This window comes from Olivibacter sitiensis DSM 17696, assembly GCF_000427965.1.
Classification (GTDB): domain Bacteria; phylum Bacteroidota; class Bacteroidia; order Sphingobacteriales; family Sphingobacteriaceae; genus Olivibacter; species Olivibacter sitiensis.
This window is the reverse complement of record NZ_ATZA01000016.1, coordinates 50,166-73,615: the sequence shown is the minus strand read 5'-3', so window position 1 is coordinate 73,615 and position 23,450 is coordinate 50,166. Positions and strand designations below refer to the sequence as shown.

Genomic DNA, 23,450 nt, shown 5'->3' with positions numbered 1-23,450 from the left:
AGGTTATACAGATTTACTAAAGATGGGAGATTCAGATTGGTTGTTTTCCAATTGATGAACCAGTCTTTCGTCAAAGGCCATGCAGATATTTCTTAAAAAGGACTTTCCTAAAGAGGTCACCATCAGATGATCATGATTTACCGATACTAAGCCATCCATCACGAGCGGCTCCAGCCGTTTTAAGATAGCCTCGTAGTGCTTCCCTTTTTTGTTCAGGACTGTATTTCCCTTGCACATAATGTTTAGTATGTGTTGACGAATAAATAAGTCTTCTTCGGTGAGTATATGACCCTTGAAAACGGGGATTTCTCCCTTGTTCACAAGATCGATGTACTCTTCTACTTTTTTTACATTCTGAGCGAATCCTCTCCATGCATCGCTGATGGAAGATACGCCGAGGCCAATGAGCAGCGGCGCATGCCTATCGGTATAGCCCATAAAGTTGCGATGCAGCCTGCCTCTTTTTGCTGCCACGCTCAGTCCATCTTTTGGTAGGCCAAAATGATCCATGCCGATATCTATGTACCCTGCTTCTTGAATTAATTTTTTCCCGGTTTCATATAGGCGTAGCTTTTCCTCGTTGTCAGGTAGGTCCAGCTCCGTAAACTTTCTTTGACCTGGCTTCACCCAAGGCACATGAGCATAGCTGTAAAATGAAATCCGGTCGGGGTTCATGGCCAATGCCATATTGATGGTGTCTTGGATGTTGAAAAGGCTCTGCAACGGCAATCCGTAGATCAAATCAAAATTGATAGAGGTAAAACCTAGGCGTCTAGCCTGATGCATCACGCGGATGACGTCTGCGGGTGATTGCTTGCGATTGATGACTTCCTGAACTTTGGGGTCGAAATCTTGTATGCCCAAGCTTAACCTCCTAAAGCCAAGGTTGTAAAGGATGGTGAGATGTTCTTTTGTAGTATTGGCTGGGTGTGCCTCAAATGAAAACTCGGCGTTTTCAGATATAGTGCAGCCGTTCGTGATACCTTTAATAAGAAAAGCCAGGTTTTCTGGATTGAAAAAGGTAGGCGTGCCGCCACCAAGGTGTACATCGCTCAAGACGATATCTTCGCCTAAGTGTTGCTTGTACAAATTCCATTCCTTCAGTAGGGTATCGATATAGGGCTTTTCTACCCCATGGTTTTTTGTTATTCTGGTGTTGCAACCACAATAGGTGCATAGGCTCTCACAGAAGGGAAGGTGTATATAAATACTTATTTCCTTTTTGCTGTTTTCTTTCTGAACTTCTTCTACTAGTTCTATCCATTGCTTGGGAGACCACGATTGCTGATCCCAAAAGGGAACGGTGGGGTAGCTAGTGTATCGTGGTGCCGCGACATTATATTTTCTGATCAATTGACTCGTATCCATAAGCTAAAAGTTGCTACAAAATTAGCTATGGGTAGGATATTAGGTCATGTTAGTTGTCAGCGCAGAAAATGATGTTGGTCATTATTAGGGAAGGATGATGCATTGGGATTGTTGTTTCTTTATATTAGCTTGTGTCATTGCGAAAGGTAGGGTTGGATGGTGCCGAGAGTGAAGCAATCTCATTTGCAATGACGATCCGTCTGTGTGAGACTGCTTCGTTCCTCGCAGTGACGGTCGTGCCGGTGTCATTGCGAATCGAGGAGTAGCGTGTATGTGAATGAATCACTTATTATAGTTGGATATATTGTAAAGAATGAATTAGATGAATTAGAAAAAATGAAAAGAGGTGGAATTGTTTATATCATCACCAACAAAAGCCATAGGGTTTTGTACACTGGAGTTACTTCCGATTTGTTGTCAAGAATAAAGAAGCATAGGGATAAGGAATTCCCAAACAGTTTCTCTGCAAGGTATAATGTCTACAAATTGGTGTATTACAGGTTTTTTTCTACTATTCAAGAGGCTATTGCGGAAGAGAAACGTATAAAAGGTGGTAATAGAAAGCAGAAGCTCAGACTTATTGAAGGATTAAATCCCGATTGGAACGATTTATGGGATGAGATTGTTGAGTGGTAGTCCCGTTTGCAATGACGATCCGTTTGTGTGAGACTGCTTCGTTCCTCGCAGTGACGATGGTGCCGGTGTCATTGCGAACGGAAGGGGTGTGGATGGTGCCGAGAGTGACGCAATCTCATTTGCAATGACGATCCGTTTGTGTGAGACTGGTTCGTTCCTCGCAGTGACGGTCGTGCCGGTGTCATTGCGAACGGAAGGGGTGTGGATGGTGCCGGGAGTGACGCAATCTCATTTGCAATGACGATCCGTTTGTGTGAGACTGCTTCGTTCCCCGCAGTGACGGTCGTGCCAGTGTCATTGCGAGGATATCCTTTACTGCTTTATCTTACTAAGCTTATCTATAGAATGAATACGAATGGCATTGCCCTCTTTGCTGAGCAATTTTTCTTGTTTGAAATCGGCCAAGGTGCGGCTGATGGTTTCCTGTGCAGTGCCGGCCATGGCTGCGAGATCTTCCCTCGAAATGCGCAATACGACTTGATCTGCATCCTCCTCAGCAAATTTTCTGGCAATAATTACCAAAGTGTCTGCCACTCTTTTCCTGACGGAATGGTAGGCCAAACGCAGCATCTGTTCTTCTTTGTTTCTGATGTTTTCCGATAGCAGATTGGCAAATCGTCGGGCTATGGACGGATTTTGATAAAGCATTTCATAGAAGTACTCTTTATTGATCAGGTTTATCTCGCATTCTTCAATTGTTTCGGCATTGTCTCTATGGGCTTCGTTGGCAAAGAGTGCCTCGTAGCCTAGGTAGTCGCCCGCTTTGTGTATATTGGTGGAAAGTTCCCTGCCATCACCATAATAGAGAAAACTTCTCACTTTGCCTTTGATAACTTGGTAGATATAGAGCGGGGTATCGCCTTCTTGGTAGACAATTTGTTTTTTTGCATATTTTCTCTTTCTGCCTTGCATATTCAGCTTTTCCAAAAGAGCAAATTGCTCATGTTCATTCAATACGGATTTGGAGAAACGTTGTCCTTCACTCTTTTTGAACCTAGCCTCTACGGCATTAAGTAATTCCATGTCATCAAAAGGCTTAGTGAGGTAGTCATCGGCTCCCATTTCCATTGCCTTTCTCATATCCGCACGCTCGGATTTGGCAGTTAGGAAAATGAACGGAATGTGGGCTGTTTCATTGTATTTGCCTAGCATGAACAATACGCCATAGCCGTCAAGGATAGGCATCATGATATCGCACAAAATTAAGTCTGGGTATTCTTTCAGCGCCAAATCCACTCCGGTTTTCCCTTCACTTGCCGTTATGACATCGTAACCTGCAAGCAGAAGAATTTCCTCCGTACTATCCCTGATGTCATCGTTGTCTTCAATAACTAAAATTTTTTTCTTAGTATCGTTCATTTGGTTTAAAGCTGTTTGTTTTCTTTAGCAGTTAGTTTATTCACCAATATCTTCCGTTTTTTCGTCTCCCTTTCTGATCCTGACCTCTATGGTGGTTCCTTTATGCTCTTCGCTCACCAAATCTACTTGGCCTCCCATGAGCTCTACATAGCGTTTTACGATATTCAAGCCAAGGCCAGTACCGGGGATGCTTCCGGTATTGTTTGCTCTGAAAAAAGGTTCGAATAGGTTTTTCTGTTCCTCCAGAGGGATGCCAATGCCATTGTCCTTGACTGTAATGAAGCATTCGCTGTCAGTGACTTCTGTACAGAATAATATGGTTGTATCTTCTCCCGAATACTTAATTGCGTTGGATATCAAATTGATGATGCAGTTTTTGACAAGATATGGGTCCAGCTCAAAATTGTGATGCTCACCACTGTGCTTGTAGATAATTTGTTGGTTCTTTTTTGAAATGAGCTGCATCTCCTCCACGATTTGCTGGCCAAGATCCAAAAGGTCTACCTGTTCTTTTTTGATCGTCATCTTGCCAACTTCCAGCTTTTCAAGAGAAAGAAAATCATTCAAAATGCTGGTGAGGAGTTGCACGGAATTTTTGATTTTGTTGGTATGTTTCAATACCGAAGGATAATCAGGTTTTTCTGCGTACTTTTCTATAAGCGATGCCGAAAGTTGGACGGAGCTCAAAGGAGTGCGAAACTCGTGTGAGGCCATGGACACAAAACGCGATTTTAATTGATTGAGGTCTTTCTCCTTTTCCAGTGCTTGGCTTACATCTTCTTTGGCTTCTTCCAGTTTGGAGATCATTCGGATGAGATCTTTGGTACGCTCTCTCACTATTTGTTCTAGCTGGGAAGTGTACTGCATGAGTTTTTCCTCGGCTTCCTTTTGTTTGCTGAGGTCGTGGATAAACCCCGTAAAGATGCGCCTGTCGTTCATCTTTACCTCACTTACAGCAAGCCTGAAAGGGAACGTATTGCCATCCTTCTTTTTTCCCCTTACTTCACGGCCCACACCGATGATGTGTTTTTCACCGGTCCGCAGGTAGTTTTCCAAATATTGATCGTGCCTGCTATGGTCTGGTTCGGGCATCAGGCACGATATATTTTTCCCCGTAAGCTCTTCCGCTTCGTAACCAAAAACTCTGAGCGCAGCAGGATTCATGGATTCAATATGCCCCCTCTCGTCAATGGTGATAATGCCATCTATGGCATTATGGATAATTGCCTGCAGTAATCTTTCTGTTTCCATGGCTTGGTATCCCACAAACCTAACAAAAACTGCTCAACAAAAAAAGGACATCCATTGAAGATGCCCTTTTTTTGTTTTGCTGAACATTTTGTTCCTAATGGTACAGGATTCGTTTTTCTTATCCCTTTTGACCTTTTTGTTGCTGCTGGCGCATGTAATCTTCCATTCGCTTTTGGAACGTAGATTTCTTCTTGGCCGATTCAGGCTTCTTTTTGTTTGCTTGAATCATGGCGTGTATCTTTTCGTCATTGACCGACCGGCGTATGAAGAATTGTATCAAAAAGGTGAAACAGGTAGATAGAAAATAATAATAATTCAGTCCGGAAGGGTAGCTGTTCAATACGAAGAAAAACACTAAAGGCATAATATACCCTATGTATTTCATCTGTCCGGCCGCGCCACTCACGGCATTGTTGTACCAGGTGGTTAGTAAAGTAGCGCAAGTCATCAAAATACACATCAAACTGATGTGGTTTAGATTGAGGATAGGTACCGTGCTAAACGAAATAAGTGAATCGTATGTAGACAAATCCTTCATCCACAAAAAGCTTTCTCCGCGCAGTTCGAATAGATTCGGAAAGAAAAAGAAGAAAGCCATCATGAAAGGCATTTGGAGCAGAACGGGTATACATCCACCCATCGGGTTAACGCCCGCTTGCTTGTAGAGTTTCAGGTATTCCTGTTGCAACAAAGTCTGGTTGTCTTCACCTACTTTTTCTTTAATTTGATCCATTTCTGGCTTCAAAACCCTCATCTTGGCCATGGACAGATAAGATTTGTAAGTCAATGGCGATAATGCAATCTTGATTAAAATAGTAAGCGCGAGGATAATAAGTCCGTAGCTCCAATTGAGGCTTTCCAGTGCGTTGAAAACAGGCAATGTTACCAAGCGATTTATCCAGCGCATAGGCCCCCAACCCATGTAAACTTGCTTCTCTAGGTCATGCCCTTGGTCTTTCAACGTATGGAACTTATTTGGCCCAAAATAGAAATGCAACGGATAGGTATTGATTTCTTGTTTGTTGAAAGCAAGGTTGACGTTTGCTACAAACGATTTGACGATGGTGTCATTCGTAGATGTCATTACCTTGATATCGCCACCATCAAAGCCGTTGTCATTGATCAATACCGACGAAAAATAATGCTGCTTGAACGATATCCATTCCGTTTTGCTTGGAAGTGTCTCACTGTCATCTTTGGTAGTACTCAGGTCTTCTACGTCGCCATTCAGCTCCTTAAAATAAGCTGTGGACTTTTGGCGCTCGTCGTTCAAGTCTTGTTCTTTTTGAGGCAAAGAAGTGGCCAACTGCAAGATCAATTCCTTTGTAGAGGCCGAAGCGATATTTTGCAGCCCCTTGGTCATGATGGTAAGGCCTAGTTGATAGCTATTTGACTTCAGCGTGTAAACATAATCGACGTATTGATTGGCATTATAGCTCAACCTCATCGTTAGCTCTTTGCCATCTTGATTTTGGACTATATAATTGTTGTTGTCTCCTTGAGATTGAAAATAGAAATCATTGGTGTTTATCAGCACATTCTCTGAGGTAGTGAAAATCAAGCCAAAACGATTCTGATCACCTTGATATAAAATAAGTGGCGCACCGGAGAAAGTTTTATCACCTTTTATTTCAACCGATTTGACCCTTCCTCCCTTGCTGGAGATTTCGGCCTTTATGAGTTCGTTTTCCAGTACAATCAATTGTTCACTACCCATGCGTGCGGCACCAAAAGGACCACGCATAGTAGAGGAATCTACCTCCGTGGCCAGTTGCGATTGTTGTGCTAAGCTATCGCTTAGGCTTTCCTTAGGGGCCTCGGTCTGAACAAGGGCAATGGAGTCTTGCCGCTGCTGTTCTTTTTTTATTTCTTCTTCTGAAGGTTTTGTTAAGTAGAACGAGCCAACTAGGATGATCAAGATCAAAAATAGGCCCGTGAAAGTACTTCTATCCATTTATATGTCGTTATACTGTTTTTTTTATTGCATACCTTTAGCAGGTGAGCATATTTAATTTTTTACTGTTTCTTCGTAGCTCGCGCCATGGAAGCGGCCACAAAGTTAACAAAAAGTGGGTGAGGATTGGCAACCGTCGACTTTAATTCTGGATGAAACTGTCCAGCCACAAAGAACGGGTGGTTTTTTAGTTCGATAATTTCTACCAGTTGATTGTCGGGATTAATACCAGAGGCAATCATACCCGCTTTTTCATATTGCTCTAGGTAGGCGTTGTTAAACTCATAGCGGTGACGATGCCTCTCTGAAATTCTGGTCTTGCTATAGATGGCAGCAGCTTTGGTGCCTTTTTTTATCTCGCAGGGATAAGCGCCCAATCGCATGGTACCTCCCATGTTGGTGATGTTTTTTTGGTCTTCCATCAAATTGATGACGGGATTTTTTGAATTTTTGTCCATTTCATAGCTGTTGGCATCTTCTAGTTGTAATACATTTCTGCCAAACTCTATGACGGCACACTGCATGCCCAAACAAATGCCCATAAAGGGGATCTGATTCTCTCTCACATATTTGATAGCAGCCAATTTTCCGTTCAATCCTCTTTCGCCAAAACCGGGCGCTACTAACACACCATGGAGCCCTTGCAGTTTTTCTGCTACATTTTCCTCATTGATGCTCTCGGCCGCGATGCTCTTTACCCGTACTTTGCACTCATGCTCTGCGCCTGCGTGGATAAATGCCTCGTTGATGGATTTGTACGCGTCAGGCAGTTCCACATATTTGCCTACTAGTCCTATTTTGATTTCGGAGGTTGGATTTTTAACTTTTCCCAAAAATGCTTTCCATTTTTCAAGGTCAGGTTCGTTTTTGGTAGGCAGCTTCAGCTTGGCCAATACCGTTTTATCCAATTGCTCTTTCAACATGAGTAGGGGCACATCATATATCGAGGTAGCATCGGCAGATTCTATGACAGCGTTAATTTTCACATTGCAAAACAGTGCCAATTTCTTACGGATATCTTGATTGAGGCGGTGTTCGGTGCGGCATACCAAGATGTCTGGCTGGATGCCGTATTCGAGCAGCATTTTTACGGAGTGCTGGGTGGGTTTCGTCTTCAGCTCACCGGCTGCGGCCAAATAGGGTACTAGTGTCAAATGGATAACTAATGAATCGCTATTGCCCAGCTCCCAGCGTAATTGCCTTACCGCCTCAATAAAAGGGGTAGATTCTATATCGCCCACTGTTCCACCAAGCTCGGTAATCACAATGTCATAATTACCTGTTTGTCCCAGAAGCTGCATCCGCCTTTTTATCTCATCGGTAATATGGGGAACTACCTGGACTGTCTTTCCCAAATAATCGCCTGCCCGCTCTTTGTTTATGACGTGTTGGTATATGCGGCCAGTAGTCACATTATTTGCCTGTGAGGTAGGCGTGTTCAAGAAGCGTTCGTAATGGCCAAGGTCCAAATCTGTCTCGGCACCGTCTTCGGTAACATAGCATTCGCCATGCTCGTAAGGGTTGAGTGTGCCTGGATCGATGTTGATGTAAGGGTCAAATTTTTGAATAGTAACACGATAACCGCGTGACTGAAGAAGTTTTGCCAATGAAGCTGAGATAATCCCCTTTCCTAGAGAAGAGGTAACACCGCCCGTAACAAAGATGTATTTTGCCATGATAATGATGTGGTATTTTCTATTGTACGGGGTACAAAAGTACAAATATTTTTTGTGCTTATGCACGATGTGAGTACAATTGTTGTGTACTTGTGGGTTGTAAAAGGTTTGGGGCCATTTATGCGATTGTATTGCAGGAGGTTGGATCGTAATTGTATTTCAGCGCAAATTTGCGTAGGTTTGTTTGCAACAAAAAATAAAGACATTGACATTTAACGAATTTAACTTCGATGAGCGGCTGTTTGAAGGCATAGACAGTATGGGCTTCAAAACTGCTACCCCCATCCAAGAACAGACCATTCCTTTGATAGCCGAAGGAAATGACCTAATAGCCTGTGCCCAGACTGGCACGGGCAAGACCGCTTCCTACCTACTACCTGTACTGGATGCCTTGTGCAAATCTGATGAAAAAGCACCTATTTCAGCATTGATTTTGGCTCCAACGCGAGAATTAGCCATGCAAATAGATCAGCAGGTAGAGGGCTTGGCCTATTTTACTGGCTTAAGCTCAATAGCCATATACGGCGGTGGCGATGGGATGGGCTTTGAGCAGCAGCGACGATCTTTGAAAGAAGGAGTGGATCTGGTCATTGCTACCCCTGGGAGGTTGCTTGCACATATGAATACGAGTGCCATCGACTGGAGCGGCTTGCGCTTTTTGGTGTTAGACGAAGCAGATAGGATGTTGGACATGGGTTTCAAAGATGACCTGATGAAAATAGTCAGAAGCGTTCCCACGCAGCGGCAAACCCTCTTGTTCTCTGCTACCATGCCTCCAAAGATAAGGCAATTTGCTGGTGTATTACTGAGCAAACCGAAGGAAGTTAATATTGCGATATCGCAGCCTGCGGAGAAAATATTGCAGCTACAGTACAGAGTGTACGATGAACAAAAGATAGGTGTCGTAAAGGACATCCTGAATCAAGGAGATTACAAGAGCGTCATTATTTTTGCATCCACCAAGGAGAGTGTCAAGAACCTGGACAAGGAAATGCAAAAAAATGGTTTTTCAAGTAAGGCATTCCATTCTGACTTGGGGCAGGAGGAGCGTGAGCAGCTTTTATTGCGTTTCAAAAACAGAAAACTGAACATATTAGTAGGTACAGATGTATTATCGCGTGGAATCGATATAGACGGAATAGATTTGGTAATTAATTATGACGTACCTCCAGATCCCGAAGATTACATACACCGCATAGGAAGGACGGCAAGGGCAGAAAAAACTGGAACGGCCATTACTCTGGTCAATAATCGCGACTATGGCAGATTTAAGGGGATAGAACGACTCATGGGCAGAGAGGTGGATGAAGCGCCAGTGCCAGAAGAGCTGGGACCAGCTCCCAAAGGAGCACCGCTTAGAAAGTCAAATGACACACAACGAAAAAAGAAAAAAAACGGAGCACGAAGAAAATTGGGAAATAGAAATGCCAATAGAGGAGGGGATGTAAAAGCTTCGTAAAAGACTAAAGCTGAAAGCCTAGAGACTAATGACATGATGCGTTTATTAAGACATGTCCATAAGATATATGTGTTGTTGGTCACAGCGCTATGCTGCTTACCCTTTTTTCCCATATTGTACTTTTTGATCAAGCATCCGCAAAAACATTATGTCGCCATTACTTCCATTAGAAAGTGGATATTGAAGAGCGTTAGTTTTTTGTCGGGAATACACTTTGACGTACATTACCTGCAAGAAATAGATTGGGAAAGTAGCAATTATATTTTTTGTGCCAATCATAGTTCCATCATGGATATATTCGCTATGGAACATTGTATTGAGCAACCATTCTCTTTTTTAGGGAAAGACTCTTTGCTGCATAATCCATTCACTTCCATGTTTTTCCGTTCCGTAGATATACCGGTCAATAGATCTAGCAAGTTGTCATCCTATAGAGCTTACAAAAAGTGCCAGGAGCTCTTGCGGGAGGGACGCAGCTTGGTCGTCTTTCCAGAAGGCGGCATTGCCACGGAAAATTATCCCCCCATATTACAGGCTTTCAAGAATGGCACCTTTAAAATGGCTATAGAGAGCCAGGTGCCAGTTGTGCCGATAGTGATACACGATTTGTGGGAGTTATGTTGGGACGATGCGCAATTGGGAACCCGACCAGGTGTTTGCCATGTGGAGGTGCTCGATCCCATTCCTACGTCTGGATTGACCATGCAGGATGAGGAGTCCTTTAAAGCCTTGGTTTTCTCTCGCATGCAAGAACGGATAATTATGTTTCGTGAACATGTAACATTAGCCTAAGGAAACCGTCAAATACATAAAAACGACATGGCTGAAAAGGCACTCATAGACATCAAGGATATTGGACGGAAATATGTCATAGGCACCGAAGTGGTACATGCGCTGAAATCTGTTTCACTACAAGTAAACAAGGGTGAGTTCGTAGCGTTAATGGGCCCCTCTGGATCTGGGAAATCCACCCTGATGAACATCTTGGGATGTTTAGACACGCCTACGCGGGGCGAGTATATCCTAAATGGTATCCATGTAAGTGAAATGAGTGATGATGAACTGGCCGAGGTACGCAATAAGGAAATTGGCTTTGTCTTTCAGACATTTAACCTGCTGCCTCGATCTACTGCTCTGGACAATGTGGCGTTGCCGCTTATATATGCGGGTTACAGTAAGGCCAGGCGGGAGGAAAAAGCGAAAAAAGCACTGGAAAGCGTCAATCTGGCTAATAGGATGGAGCATAAACCAAATGAACTTTCAGGAGGTCAGCGACAACGTGTGGCGGTGGCCAGGGCGCTCATCAATGATCCTTCTATCATATTGGCCGATGAGCCAACGGGAAATCTGGACACCAAAACATCTATAGAGATCATGGGCTTACTGGAGGAGATTCATTCGAAAGGGAATACCATAATCTTAGTAACTCACGAAGAAGATATAGCACAGCATGCCCATCGTATAGTACGTATGCGCGATGGATTGATAGAGGATGACTACCCAAACACCGATATTAAGCGTGTGTCGCCAAGGTTGGATGCCTTGAAAGCGAAAGGTACAGACTGGGAAGGGATTTGATTAATCATTAGTTTTTGGTCATTGGTGGGTCGGTTTATCAGTCAGCAGGCCATTCGTCATTCCGAGCGTAGTTGAGGAATCTAATTCGCCCTTGGCAGAAAGAAGTTCTGAAAGCTGGCTGGGCATTGTGATTTGTCATTGGGTTTTACTTTTTCATTTTTACTTTTTATTTCTCAATGAAAATCTATACAAAAACAGGCGATGACGGCACTACCTCCCTGATAGGGGGCACAAGGGTATCTAAATCCCATACCCGTATCGAAAGCTATGGCACCTTAGACGAACTGAACTCCTATATCGGCTTTTTGCGCAGTTACAAGCCAGATGCCCACATAGACGGAACACTGATCCAGATTCAACAGATACTGTTCGATATAGGGGCGCTACTTGCCTTTGATGCCTCGCGTTCCAAATTGCAGTTATACCAAATTCAGGATGCCGATATTTTGGCTTTGGAACAAGCAATAGACGAAATGGACAGCCATCTTGCCCCATTGAAGAGTTTCATATTGCCGGGCGGCTCAGCCACAATTTCTGTTTGCCATATAGCGCGTTGTATTTGCCGAAGGGCGGAGCGACTGGTTGTTCATCTCAGTGAAGATGAACCTGTACATCCAGAAATCATTCAATACCTTAATCGCCTGAGTGACTACCTGTTCGTGCTGGCAAGAAAGATGGCACAGGATAGTGGGGTTGAAGAAACTCTTTGGATACCTAGAAAACCTTAGTAGGCAAGTCCTTCAATATACTTTTTGCTATAGTCGTCTGGCGCCCGCCATCTGGATGAGGGTTCAAAATATTGCCACAACAAAGCCGATAGGTTACGCGTCAATTGCCAAGCTGCATTGTCATATTTCCAGCTTTTATCCTTATTGTCCTTGGTGGCTATGTAAAAGACATAATCACCATGAGGCGCGTTTACCATGACAAGTTCTGATCTGGAGTCGTTGACCATACCTTGTTTGCTTGCGGTCTGTATATATGGAGGGATTTGTGATAAGGCATAATCATCATAATAGATGTGGCTCATGAGGCGATACATGCGTTCGCAAGCGGCTTGGTCTATGATTTCTCCCTTGCGAATTTTCACCAGCAATTGAGCCATTTCCCGAGGGCTAGTTTGTCCCCAACCGTAAATTTTCCATATATCTTCCCTGCCGCTGGTTCGTGAGTTTACGCGGGTTGCTTGCAGCCCGTAGCTTTCCATGAGCGCATTGATGGTCGCACCACCGCCCGCCAATGCTTGGCACCAGAGTGATGTTGTGTTGTCGCTATAACTGATCATCAGCGCGGCCAAGGTGCTTAAATCCGTTTTCACACTGTCTTGGAAAAACTGCATGAGGCCAGAACCACCATATTTTATAGAGTCTCGGTACAGAAGGGGCTGGTGGTATGACAGATCGCCCTTGGCTATTTTGTCGAACAAGCCAACCAAAATCGGCACCTTAACAATACTGGCAGTAGGAAATATCGTGTCTGCGTTAATAGCAGCTTCTTTTCCTGTCTTCAGGTTGTACACATAAATGCCCACGGTGCCTTCATATCCCTCGCAGAGTTGTTCTAGTTTTGATTGTAGTTTTTTATCCTTTTTAGCTACTTGGGCGTTTGAACTTTTATGAATACACAAAAGCAAGCAGGCTGTCAGAAAAAAATAAGAAATATTTTTTACGCGCATTGCAAGAATCGAGTTTAATCTAATGCGTTTTTACAAGGAGAAACTTTCGCCACAAGCACAAGTCCTAGAGGCATTGGGATTGATGAAATTGAAGCCTTTTCCCGCTAAGCCATCGGAGTAATCCAAGGTAGTTCCTGCGAGATATAAGAACGACTTGATGTCAAGCACCAGTTTAACGCCTTTGTCTTCAAATGTTTGATCACCTTGCTTTTCCGTGTTGTCGAAGTCCAATTTATAAGTGAGGCCGGAGCATCCGCCACTTTCTACACCTACGCGAACGAAGTAAGAACTGTCATAACCCTCTTCTTTCCAGATGTTCTGGATTTGGTCTTTTGCTTTTTCTGTGACATTGATCATGTTTCTGACGATTAGAATACTTCAAATATCGTCATTTTGTATATAAGAAAAAAAAGGATATTCACTTACCTTTTTTTTTGACCTGCTGAAGACTTAATTGGTTTTGGGATATGGTTGTCCTGGTGCCTTTCAGGATTTGCCTTGACATAAAGTTTTCAGTTCAATAAACCTGCTTTAAATAGCTGCCAGATGGGCGATTTTTCCCGAATTTGATCTACAGCATTCTTTACTTGGTCAATGGTTTGGTGTATTTCCTTTTCCGTGGTGTATCTGCCTAGGCTGAAGCGAAGCGAAGAATGCACATCGTCTGTACTTAGTCCCATCGATAGCAGCACATGCGAAGGTTCCAGTGATCCTGTAGCACAAGCCGAGCCTGAAGACAAGGCGATATTGGGCAATTGTGTCATGATTTCACTGCCCCTAATATGCCGGAAACAGATATTAGATACATGTGGTAGCCGATACGGGGTTTTTCCATTTAGCTCGGTGGCTTCCAACTGTAGAATGGACTGTTCCAACTGATCCCTAAGTGCGCTTAGTCTAATTAGATCACCTTTTTTCTGTCGATGTGCCAATTCGGCGGCCGTACCCATGCCCACGATTGCCGGAACATTCAATGTGCCGCCCCTTAGCCCATTTTCTTGTTTTCCACCATGGATGATGCTGTGTATTTGTATGGGCTGCCTCGGTTTCCGTTTTATATAGATAGCACCAATGCCTTTTGGCCCATAGAACTTATGGGCACTCAGCGACAATATGTCTATACCGTCTCGATTTGGATCAATATCCAATATGCCAACAGCCTGAGTGGCATCACAGAAGAATAAGACATTTTTCTTTTGAGCTATTGCGCCTATTTCCTGAACTGGGTGGGTGACTCCTGTTTCATTGTTGGCCGCCATAAGGGCTATGAGGATGGTCTCTCGACTAATGGATTCTTCCAGTATGGATAGATCTATATGACCGTAAGCATCTACATCTAAATAGGTCACACGTGCTCCCTTGCTTTCTAAGTATCTACAGACCTCCAGTACGGCCGGATGCTCGGTTTTGCACGTGATAATATGGTTGCCCAGGGAGCTGTAATGTTCGTATATAGACTTGATGGCCATATTGTTTGATTCTGTAGCACCCGAAGTGAAAGTGATTTCCTTTGGATGAGCATGTATGAGGGCAGCTACCTGCTCGCGTGCAGTAAAAACGGCCTCGGCAGCTATTCTTCCCGCCTTGTGTGCCGTGCTGGAAGCATTGCCATAATTGCTTTCCATAAAGGGCAACATACTGGTAAATGCTTCTGTCGCCAACTTTGTTGTGGCGCAGTTGTCCATATATATAAAAGGGTGGCTCATGTATATTAATATCACTTATAAAAACGCATTAATGAAGTTTTTGCTTACATTTGCGACATCATGGGCAATATAGTTCCTTGCCCTTAATATTTCTCTAAAGTAAAAATTTCATTTTTATATGAAGTCCTTTCCGTATTTAATTTTAGTGTTATCTTCAATAGTGTGTACAACAATCGTTTCGTGTAAAAAAGATTTTAACAAAGAGGTGATCTATGCAGCTGGCGATTATCGGATTTATCATGATAGGGTAATACAAGGGGCTTTTGAGGCGAAAGCAAACTCGGCTAAGGAAATAGTCTCCAATTATCATAGTCTCGCCGCAGGCTATCAAAGCCCCAATATAGTTTTCAAGTTCAGCATCAATGGGCAGGACAATGAAATGCCAAGTGGACAAGACCACAACATAGTCCTTCTGCCAGGTAAGCAGTATGAGATTCCCCTTATCACCTTTGGCAAGCAATATAATGATGAGACGGAAGTTCCCGAAAATGTGTTTTTATCTGATGATGAGCACTTTCGCGTGCGTTTGGATATGCGCCCTGTCTTTAAAGAATGGGAGGAGCAAGGTTTTTTTACCACTTATTCAGGAAGGAAGATATATAAGGAAGATTTCAATGGCGTATACATAGCTGGAAACACCGCTCCCTTGATATGGGACTTTGACAACTTGGTTGGGCACGAAGAACTGAAACTTCATGATGACGATGGCGATCATATCTATGAAATTGATTTGAGGCTAAAACAGCAACCCCTGAGGGAGGGGGAGCGACGTTGGGAGTTGAAAGCCGATATAAGTGAACTGCCCGCATACGAATCGAATTACGTCTTGCATAATGCTTTGTATAACCTTTCATTGGAAGAAATGCTTCGCGATATAGAGGATGATGGCACCTTTAGGACCGGCAAGGAATGGGGAGGTGTATGGACTAGGGATGTCAGCTATTCCATCATTTTGGCCATTGCTTCCATTAAGCCGGATGTTGCCAAGGCCAGCCTCTTGCGAAAAGTCCGAAACAAGCGCATCATTCAAGATACGGGTACAGGTGGATCTTATCCTGTCTCTACCGATAGGGTGATATGGGCGGTTGCTGCATGGGAATTGTACCTGGTTACGGGAGATCGCCAATGGCTTGAGGACAGCTATGACATCATAAAAAATTCTATCGACGACGACAAGGTAAATGCATATAATAGGCAAACGGGCTTGGTGAAGGGCGAATCTTCTTTTTTAGATTGGCGTGAACAAAGCTATCCGAGGTGGATGCAATCGGTAGATATTTACCAGTCGGAAAACTTAGGGACTAATATGGTCCATTACCAAGCAAATAAAGTGCTGTCCCATATGGCTAGGTTACTCGGCAGAACAGAAGAAGGGGCTGTCTACGCCAATCAGGCTGAGGCAATCAAAGAGGGGGTGAATAAGCATCTGTGGCTTGCAGACAAGGGCTATTTTTCACAGTACCTGTACGGACGTACTTATCTGTCCAAATCCGTCAAATCAGAAACCTTGGGCGAGGCTTTGAGCATACTTTTTGATGTTGCCGATGAAGAGCAAACAGCAAGCATCATGCGCTATGTTCCTTCTGTAGCTTATGGAACACCTTGTTTTTTTCCACAAATAGCGCTTATTCCGCCATACCACAATGATGCCATATGGCCATTTGTACAAGCCTATTGGGGGCTTGCGGCCGCCAAGGCAGGGCATGAAACCAATGTGCTGGCTAGCATTGCGGCCATCATGCGACCAGCGGCGCTGTTCCTGACCAATAAGGAAAACTTTTCTGCGAAGAATGGAGACTATAGCCTCACACAAGTCAATAGCGACGAGATGCTTTGGAGCCTTTCGGGAAACCTAGCTATGGTATATAAGGTGCTATTTGGAATGCAATTTCAAGAAGATGGATTGGCATTTAGCCCTTTTGTGCCCAAAGCGCTTCGTGGAGAACGCATCTTGTCTGGCTTTCCTTATAGAAATGCCACGCTGAATATTACCTTAAATGGTTATGGCAATAAGATCAAGTCTATTTCCCTGGATGGGAAATCACTGGAAGAAGCGCTGGTGCCAGCTAATATTCAAGGCGAGCATGAATTGGAAATTGTCTTGAGCGATACCGAATTTGATGAAACGAACGTCAATCTCCTGGAAGATCTCACCTCACCTGCCACTCCAATGGTAAGATATGAAAATGGCCGTATCCAATGGAGTCCCGTAGAGGGGGCCGAAAGCTATAAAGTGTTGAAAAATGGCAAAATAAGTACCATAGTGAAAGATTTTCAGGTACCTATTACCCAGACAGATTACGCCGAATATCAAGTGATAGCCGTAAGTCAACAAGGTCTAGAATCCTTTGCTAGCGCTCCTTACGTAGTCTATTCAAAAGGTCTGGAAATCGTAAAAGAGATAGAGGACTACGCCCCTGGACGGCTTGATGCCAATAAGGGATATATGGGGAAGGGATATGTGAAAACAAGCACCTCCGAGAATAAGCAAATCGCTGTTCCAGTTACCATTCCGCGTGAAGGGCGTTACGTTATCGATATACGCTATGCAAATGGTGAGGGGCCAATTAATACGGACAATAAATGTGCTATTCGTACCCTTCGTAATGGAGACGAGTTTTTAGGTACGGTGGTGATGCCACAAAGGGGTAAGGACGAATGGTCCAATTGGGGTTTTTCCAACCGGATACTGGTGGACTTGCCGGCAGGTGAGCAGGTGTTTAAAATAAATTATGAGGAGCCTGCCAATAGGAATATGAACATAGAAACAAATGAAGCTACGTTGGATCAACTGCGCATTATTAGGGTAAAATAATTAGGCTGCTAGATAGCTATTAAATAGGTTGCAATTGAAACAGAAATCAGGTGTCCTTGCTAAGCTACATCAATGGAGAGTGACGAAAATTTCCAACAAGAACTTTTTGGTCATACTCTCGGTGCTAGTGGGGATAATAGGTGGACTGGCGGCATCGGGATTAAAAGTATTGACGCACACTATCGAGTCATTTCTGCAAAACAACGTTCAATGGGAGTATAAGTATTATATTTATATTTTTTTTCCTTTCGTGGGTATCACATTGACGGTCTTGTATATACGTCGCTTTTTTAGACATAATTTTGAAAAGGGAATAACACCTATTTTGTACGCTATATCGCGTAGGTCTAGCAATATCAGCGCCCACAATATCTACTCGCAAATTTTTACCTCGGCCTTGACTGTTGGATTTGGTGGGTCTTCTGGCCTAGAAGCACCAATTGCTTATAGTGGATCGGCTATTGGCTCTACAGTGGGCCGTTTTTTTGGGCTCAATTACAGAGAAGTGACCATGCTTTTGGCCTGTGGAGCCGCAGCGGGTATAGCAGGCGCTTTTAACAGTCCTATTGCGGGCGTGGTATTTGCCATAGAGATTTTATTGCCGGAATTTTCTATTCCAGCTTTTATTCCTTTGTTGATGTCGGCAGCTACCGCGTCGGTAGTGTCAAAGGTGTTCTATAGCGATCCGCTTTTTCATGTTGTTACAGATAGCTGGGTGATGCCCGCGCTGATTTTTTATGTGATTTTGGCAGTTTTGATAGGTGGTTTTTCCATCTATTTTGCCAAGATAAATGATTTGGTAAGAAATTGGTTTACCGCCATATCAAATCCATACCACAAACTCATTGTGGGCGGACTGAGCTTGGGCGTACTTATTTTTATTTTTCCAGCTTTATATGGCGAAGGCTATATTAGTTTGCAGCAACTGATGATGGGCAAAGGAGACAGCCTACTTGCCAATAGTATATTTAGCGAATATAAAGATATCGGAATCGTTGTGGTATTGTACGCCGTTGTTACGGTATTCGCCAAATCTTTTGCTACCTTAATTACTTTGAATAGCGGAGGCAATGGGGGTACTTTTGGGCCAAGTTTGGTAATGGGAGGGGTGTTGGGTTTTGCTTTTGCCTATGGTGTTAACCTGACTGGCATCATACATCTCAATGAGACTAATTTCCTGATGGTGGGCATGGCGGGCGCCCTTAGTGGCATTATGCATGCACCCCTTACGGCCGTATTCCTTATTGCGGAAATTACGGGAGGTTATACGCTGATGGTGCCGCTGATGCTTGTGTCAGCTATTTCCTATTTCATCAATAGGGGAGTGCTTAAATATTCCATATATACGAAAAAACTGGCCCAACGTGGAGATTGGCTGTCGTATGGAGATAAGGATAAGACAGTATTACGCATGATGAAACTTCGCTATGTGCTTGAAAGGAATTTTACCGTGTTGCGTCCAGACGAGTATCCGAGCGATAGAAGATCGGATATTATCCATACCAAAAGAAATATATTTCCGGTGGTAGATCATGAGGGTATCTTGGTGGGAATCATTTACAGCGAACGCCTACTTTCTATTTTGATGGGAGAGGAAGAAATGAATAAAAACATGCGCGAATTGGCTCAGGCACCGAATGAAGTGGTGCGGATGGATGCCAATATGTACGATGTGATGTTGAAGATGGATAGGGAAGATATATGGATCCTTCCAGTAGTAGATGAAAATGGGCATTACCTAGGTTTTGTTTCAAAATCTGCCATATTCAATAAGTATAGGGCACTTCTGGTGCGGCAGGCTTCCTATCTTGGGTGATTTTTAACTTTTCTTAACGGGTAGCTCGCCTTTAGGGCCATATATTTGCTGGTAAACTAATGAAAAAATAAAATATCGGATGGTAAGGGTAACATATAATTATTTCTTCTTTACGCTGGTGGCCGTAGCCATTTTGCTGACCAATGCATGCGGAATCAACCAACAGGCCAAGCAAATTAAAGCACTCGAAAACTGTGAATATCGGGTAAAAGAAGTCGATAGCCTTTTTGTAGCAGGGACGGACGTTTTGCCGATGATAAAAAATGGACGTTTGGACCTGTCGCGTATGGGTGGAATAGCATTGGGTATGTTGAGCAAGGACATCCCTATGCAAGGCGTCGTAAGTGTAAATATTAAAAATCCGACTAAAGACCTAGCCGGCATCAATCAGTTTCGCTATGTGCTTTTGGTAGATGGACATGAGGTTGCCGATGGCCTGATGGATCAGAAGATCGCAGTGGAGGGTGGCGAAGAACATATCTACCCTGTAAGGGTAAACGCAAATGTCTACGGTTTACTTTCAGATAGAGCCCTTTTGAACAGGATCGTCAGCTTTGTTTCTTCGGGTGCCCATAACGATGAAGCTGTGTTGACTATCAAGTTGAAGCCTACCTTGGCTTTGGGGAATAAAAGCGTAAATTATCCCGGGTGGATAAGCTTTGATAGAAAAATCAATCGACAATTGTTTTTAAAGGATATGCGTTAAATTATTGTTATTTTTGAATGGAATTATCATTAACAAACAATGATACATTCAACGATTTTATTGGTTGATGCCGTCGTCTAATGGAAGCAATTAAAATATGTTTTTTTAGTTTGGTATTTTGCTTATTCTTAATATATCTTTAATATGTCATGAAAATATAATAATAATTGACGAAATCGCCGTTCTTTAAAGTCTCGTAATTAATTCAGTTTGTTTTCCAATTGTTTGATTTTTAGTTGTTTTGTGTTAGGTAGGTGCCTTTTGCAATTTGCTGATGTCCTATGCGAACTAGTACGGAGCAACTTTTTATTTTTAAAAGTCGATTTAAGAATTGATATTTGCAGGGTCAAATTAGTTGATAGTGTCATGTGTATTTTATGCAAACAACGCAAATAAATGTTAGAGAGGAGCCTACTTTGTTTCATGTCAATAACTTGAATAAGCTATTGGCACAGAAAACAAATCAATATCTTTCTTCACAAGGCATAGATATTCGTGTAGAACAGCTTCCAGTATTATTATCTATCCCGGAATTTGGAATGACCCAACAAGAAATCGCTGACGAAGTGGGAAGAGATAAATCTTCTGTATTGCGTACTATTACCAGTTTGGAAAAAGATGGATTAGTTGTTGTGGAACCAAATAAAGAAGACAAACGCAAGAATTGCGTTTCATTAACTATATTAGGTAAATCGCTGGTGGAGAACATTAGGGACAAAATGGTCAATTTGGACAAGATAATATTTGCCAATATGAGGGCGGTAGATAGAGATCGTTTCATCCAGTTTTTGAAAAACATAGGTGACAATCTGCAAAATGTACATATTATTTAATATATGTGTGAATAATTAACAGTTGGTATTATTGAAAAACAATTACAATAAAGCCTGCGAAGGTTTGTAAATATAGAAAAATGAGTGCAAATTTTAAGAAAAGAATAGCCGAATTTAAAGATGCTGAGGCCATAAAGGCAAAGGGGTTGTATCCGTATTTTCGACCTATTGAGTCTGGTCAGGACACGGTAGTGACTATAGATGGGAAGTCTGTTCTTATGTTCGGTTCCAATTCCTATCTAGGGTTGACAAACCATCCCAAGATTATCGAGGCTTCTTGTCAGGCGGTGAAAAAATACGGTACTGGATGTGCTGGTTCGCGCTTCTTGAACGGAACTTTGGATATTCATGAGGAACTTGAGGCCAAATTGGCGAAGTATGTAGGCAAAGAGAGTGCTGTTCTTTTTAGTACTGGTTTTCAGGCAAACCTAGGAGCTTTATCTTGCTTAACTGGGCGAAATGACTATATCATCTTGGATGAAAGCAATCATGCCTCCATTATAGATGGCAGCCGCCTCTCTTTTTCCAAGGTGGTCAAGTTCAAACACAACAATATGGAAGACTTGCGACGTAAGTTGAGTCAGCTTCCAGAGGATGCGGTGAAACTTATAGCCGTAGACGGTGTGTTCAGCATGGAAGGTGATTTTGTGAAGTTGCCTGAACTAGTGGAGGTTGCCAAAGGTTTTGACGCAGCTATCATGGTGGATGATGCACACGGCTTAGGTGTCATAGGTGAGAAAGGTGCTGGAACTGCTTCGCATTTTGGACTTACCAATGATGTGGAATTGATTATGGGAACTTTCAGCAAGTCCTTGGCATCACTCGGCGGGTTCATTGCCAGCGATCATGAAACCATCGAATTTTTGAAGCACCGTGCCCGCTCGCTCATGTTCAGCGCTTCCATGACCCCTGGTGCCGCAGCAAGTGTTTTGGCAGCCTTGGAAATCATCCAAACAGAACCTGAGTATATTGAGAACTTGTGGAGAAATACACAATATGCGAAAGAAATGTTACTTGAAAATGGATTCGATCTTGGCAAAACCGAAAGTCCTATTTTACCTGTATATATTCGAGATAACGATGCCACATTCTTGATTACGAAAGAATTGCAAGAAAATGGCGTGTTTGTGAACCCCGTTGTTTCTCCTGCCGTTGCTTCCCAAGACTCATTGATTCGTTTCTCGCTGATGGCTACACATACGTTTGAGCAGATAGAAGAAGCAATAGACAAGCTCACCAAGGTATATAGGAAAATCGTTCCAAGTGCGATTGAGAAAATAGCATAGTATTATCGTTGATAGAATATAAAAAGGTGAGCATCACGAAAACTGATATAGTTGAGGTAACATCCAAGAAACAGCTGGCGATCTATATAGATTTTCCGCACGAGCTGTACAAAAATGATAAAAACTATGTGCCAGAGCTTTTCATCGCTCAACAGGATATATTAAGCCCTGGCAAGCACCCCTTTTTTAAACATTCTCAAATGCAGCTATTCTTGGCCTATCAAGGTTCTAAAGTGGTTGGTAGAGTAGCTGCAATTTACAACGTCAATCATAATGCATTTGCAGGTACTAACGACGGGTTTTTTGGTTTTTTTGATACCATTAATGATCAAGATGTAGTTAATGCACTTTTGGACGCATCTTCTAAATGGATGAAAGAAAGAGGCGTTAATCGCATGGTGGGACCTGTTAACCTGTCCACTAACGATACCTGCGGTTTACTTATAGAAGGATTTGACTCTCCGCCCGTTATCATGATGCCCTATAATGCTCCCTATTATAAGGATCTCCTCGAAAAATATGGACTTAGTAAACAAACCGATCTATATGCCTACATCATACGGAGAAATAAGATCAATGAGCGATCTGTACGTTTGCTGGAAGTGTTGGAAGGTCGTTTGAAGAGAAGCGATATCATCATCAGAAAAATAGATGCAAAAAATTTAAAGAAGGAAATACCTAAAATTAAGGAGCTGTACAATAAGGCATGGGATAAGAACTTGGGCTTTGTGCCATTCACCGATGAAGAGTTTGACCATGTTGCAAAGGACTTGAGTTTATTGCTTGATCCTGATTATTGCATCATAGCGGAGCAAAATGGCAAAATGGTGGGTTTTGCATTGGGTATCCCAGACATTAACCAGATCTTGATCAAAATTAAAAAGGGAAGATTGCTGCCTACTGGTATATTTAAACTTCTCTTCGGTAGAAAAAAAATAGATGGGGTACGTGTACTCATGTTGGGTGTATTGGAAGGTTATCGTAAGTTGGGTATAGAAGCGTGTTTGTATGGCCATCTCATACGAAATGGAATCTCCAAAAACATAAGATATGCCGAATGTTCGTGGATGCTGGAGCAGAACTATTTAATGAACAGGGCTATAGAGCAGATTAATGGCGAGTTGTATAAGCGCTATCGGATATTCGAAAAACCTATCAATTAATAGCACTGGCTTATAAATTCTTCCTTTCTTTATGGTTGCTTTTTTAAGCATGGGCGAAGGAAACGTCCGAATTTGCGGTGCCTCTTTTCATATTGAACTTTTATGACAATCAAATGAGTGGATTTTTTGACCATTCAAGGTTGATAGTCATATTTTTGTAGTCTGATTT

Annotated in this window: 19 protein-coding genes; 11 read left to right on the top strand and 8 right to left on the bottom strand. The window is 42.8% G+C overall.

Annotation, left to right across the window (positions count from 1 at the left end; translation table 11 throughout):
- Positions 1-3: 3 nt before the first annotated feature.
- Entirely contained in the window at positions 4-1,368 is a 1,365-nt protein-coding gene (gene hemN / locus A37S_RS0110430; RefSeq protein WP_028296932.1) for an oxygen-independent coproporphyrinogen III oxidase, read from the bottom strand.
- 273 nt (positions 1,369-1,641) lie between these two features.
- On the opposite strand from hemN, the gene A37S_RS0110425 reads away from it, so the two are divergent.
- Positions 1,642-2,004: a GIY-YIG nuclease family protein gene (locus tag A37S_RS0110425; protein WP_245586355.1), complete on the top strand. Its 363-nt coding sequence runs from the start codon at positions 1,642-1,644 to the stop codon at positions 2,002-2,004.
- 312 nt (positions 2,005-2,316) lie between these two features.
- Here the strand turns inward: A37S_RS0110425 and A37S_RS0110420 are convergent, their stop codons facing one another.
- The 4 genes from A37S_RS0110420 to A37S_RS0110405 form a co-directional block, all read right to left on the bottom strand.
- Positions 2,317-3,363 (bottom strand): response regulator, encoded by a 1,047-nt coding sequence (locus A37S_RS0110420; RefSeq protein ID WP_028296930.1) that lies wholly within the window; start codon positions 3,361-3,363, stop codon positions 2,317-2,319.
- A gap of 36 nt (positions 3,364-3,399) precedes the next feature.
- Positions 3,400-4,614: a PAS domain-containing sensor histidine kinase gene (locus A37S_RS24355; protein WP_051293001.1), complete on the bottom strand. Its 1,215-nt coding sequence runs from the start codon at positions 4,612-4,614 to the stop codon at positions 3,400-3,402.
- Between the two features lie 118 nt (positions 4,615-4,732).
- On the bottom strand, positions 4,733-6,568 hold the full coding sequence (gene yidC, locus A37S_RS0110410; RefSeq protein WP_028296929.1) for a membrane protein insertase YidC: 1,836 nt from the start codon (positions 6,566-6,568) through the stop codon (positions 4,733-4,735).
- Between the two features lie 62 nt (positions 6,569-6,630).
- Positions 6,631-8,244 carry a CTP synthase gene (locus tag A37S_RS0110405; protein WP_028296928.1) on the bottom strand — a complete coding sequence of 538 codons (1,614 nt, stop codon included), beginning with the start codon at positions 8,242-8,244 and terminating at the stop codon, positions 6,631-6,633.
- Between the two features lie 205 nt (positions 8,245-8,449).
- Here A37S_RS0110405 and A37S_RS0110400 point away from each other — a divergent pair, with 205 nt between their 5' ends.
- The 4 genes from A37S_RS0110400 (at position 8,450) to A37S_RS0110385 (ending at position 12,009) form a co-directional block, all read left to right on the top strand.
- Positions 8,450-9,703, top strand: coding sequence for a DEAD/DEAH box helicase (locus A37S_RS0110400; protein ID WP_028296927.1), 1,254 nt, complete (start codon positions 8,450-8,452; stop codon positions 9,701-9,703).
- A 33-nt stretch (positions 9,704-9,736) separates the two neighbouring features.
- Positions 9,737-10,495: a lysophospholipid acyltransferase family protein gene (locus A37S_RS0110395; RefSeq protein WP_036602166.1), complete on the top strand. Its 759-nt coding sequence runs from the start codon at positions 9,737-9,739 to the stop codon at positions 10,493-10,495.
- 27 nt (positions 10,496-10,522) lie between these two features.
- Positions 10,523-11,281: an ABC transporter ATP-binding protein gene (locus tag A37S_RS0110390; RefSeq protein ID WP_028296925.1), complete on the top strand. Its 759-nt coding sequence runs from the start codon at positions 10,523-10,525 to the stop codon at positions 11,279-11,281.
- Between the two features lie 176 nt (positions 11,282-11,457).
- Positions 11,458-12,009, top strand: coding sequence for a cob(I)yrinic acid a,c-diamide adenosyltransferase (locus A37S_RS0110385; protein WP_028296924.1), 552 nt, complete (start codon positions 11,458-11,460; stop codon positions 12,007-12,009).
- Here A37S_RS0110385 and A37S_RS0110380 read toward each other — a convergent pair.
- The 3 genes from A37S_RS0110380 to A37S_RS0110370 all read right to left on the bottom strand — a co-directional run bounded on the left by A37S_RS0110380 (position 12,006) and on the right by A37S_RS0110370 (position 14,662).
- Complete coding sequence (locus A37S_RS0110380; protein ID WP_028296923.1) at positions 12,006-12,956, bottom strand: serine hydrolase; 951 nt, start codon at positions 12,954-12,956, stop codon at positions 12,006-12,008. The two genes, A37S_RS0110385 and A37S_RS0110380, sit on opposite strands and share 4 nt — an antisense overlap.
- A gap of 30 nt (positions 12,957-12,986) precedes the next feature.
- Positions 12,987-13,313, bottom strand: a complete 327-nt coding sequence (locus A37S_RS0110375; protein ID WP_028296922.1) for a HesB/IscA family protein — start codon at positions 13,311-13,313, stop codon at positions 12,987-12,989.
- A gap of 155 nt (positions 13,314-13,468) precedes the next feature.
- Positions 13,469-14,662 (bottom strand): cysteine desulfurase family protein, encoded by a 1,194-nt coding sequence (locus A37S_RS0110370; RefSeq protein ID WP_028296921.1) that lies wholly within the window; start codon positions 14,660-14,662, stop codon positions 13,469-13,471.
- Between the two features lie 205 nt (positions 14,663-14,867).
- Between A37S_RS0110370 and A37S_RS0110365 the strand changes: the two genes are divergently transcribed.
- The 6 genes from A37S_RS0110365 to A37S_RS0110340 all read left to right on the top strand — a co-directional run bounded on the left by A37S_RS0110365 (position 14,868) and on the right by A37S_RS0110340 (position 23,281).
- The gene (locus tag A37S_RS0110365; protein WP_245586354.1) at positions 14,868-17,477 is read left to right on the top strand and encodes an alpha-L-rhamnosidase-related protein; all 2,610 of its coding nucleotides are present in this window, start codon (positions 14,868-14,870) and stop codon (positions 17,475-17,477) included.
- Between the two features lie 34 nt (positions 17,478-17,511).
- Positions 17,512-19,293, top strand: a complete 1,782-nt coding sequence (locus A37S_RS0110360) for a chloride channel protein (RefSeq protein ID WP_036602195.1) — start codon at positions 17,512-17,514, stop codon at positions 19,291-19,293.
- Between the two features lie 79 nt (positions 19,294-19,372).
- The gene (locus A37S_RS0110355) at positions 19,373-19,999 is read left to right on the top strand and encodes a hypothetical protein (protein ID WP_051292997.1); all 627 of its coding nucleotides are present in this window, start codon (positions 19,373-19,375) and stop codon (positions 19,997-19,999) included.
- A 446-nt stretch (positions 20,000-20,445) separates the two neighbouring features.
- Positions 20,446-20,832 carry a MarR family winged helix-turn-helix transcriptional regulator gene (locus A37S_RS0110350; RefSeq protein ID WP_169719472.1) on the top strand — a complete coding sequence of 129 codons (387 nt, stop codon included), beginning with the start codon at positions 20,446-20,448 and terminating at the stop codon, positions 20,830-20,832.
- Positions 20,833-20,912: 80 nt separating this feature from the next.
- On the top strand, positions 20,913-22,118 hold the full coding sequence (spt, locus tag A37S_RS0110345; protein ID WP_028296916.1) for a serine palmitoyltransferase: 1,206 nt from the start codon (positions 20,913-20,915) through the stop codon (positions 22,116-22,118).
- Between the two features lie 26 nt (positions 22,119-22,144).
- Positions 22,145-23,281: a hypothetical protein gene (locus A37S_RS0110340; RefSeq protein WP_245586353.1), complete on the top strand. Its 1,137-nt coding sequence runs from the start codon at positions 22,145-22,147 to the stop codon at positions 23,279-23,281.
- The last annotated feature ends 169 nt before the right edge of the window (positions 23,282-23,450 follow it).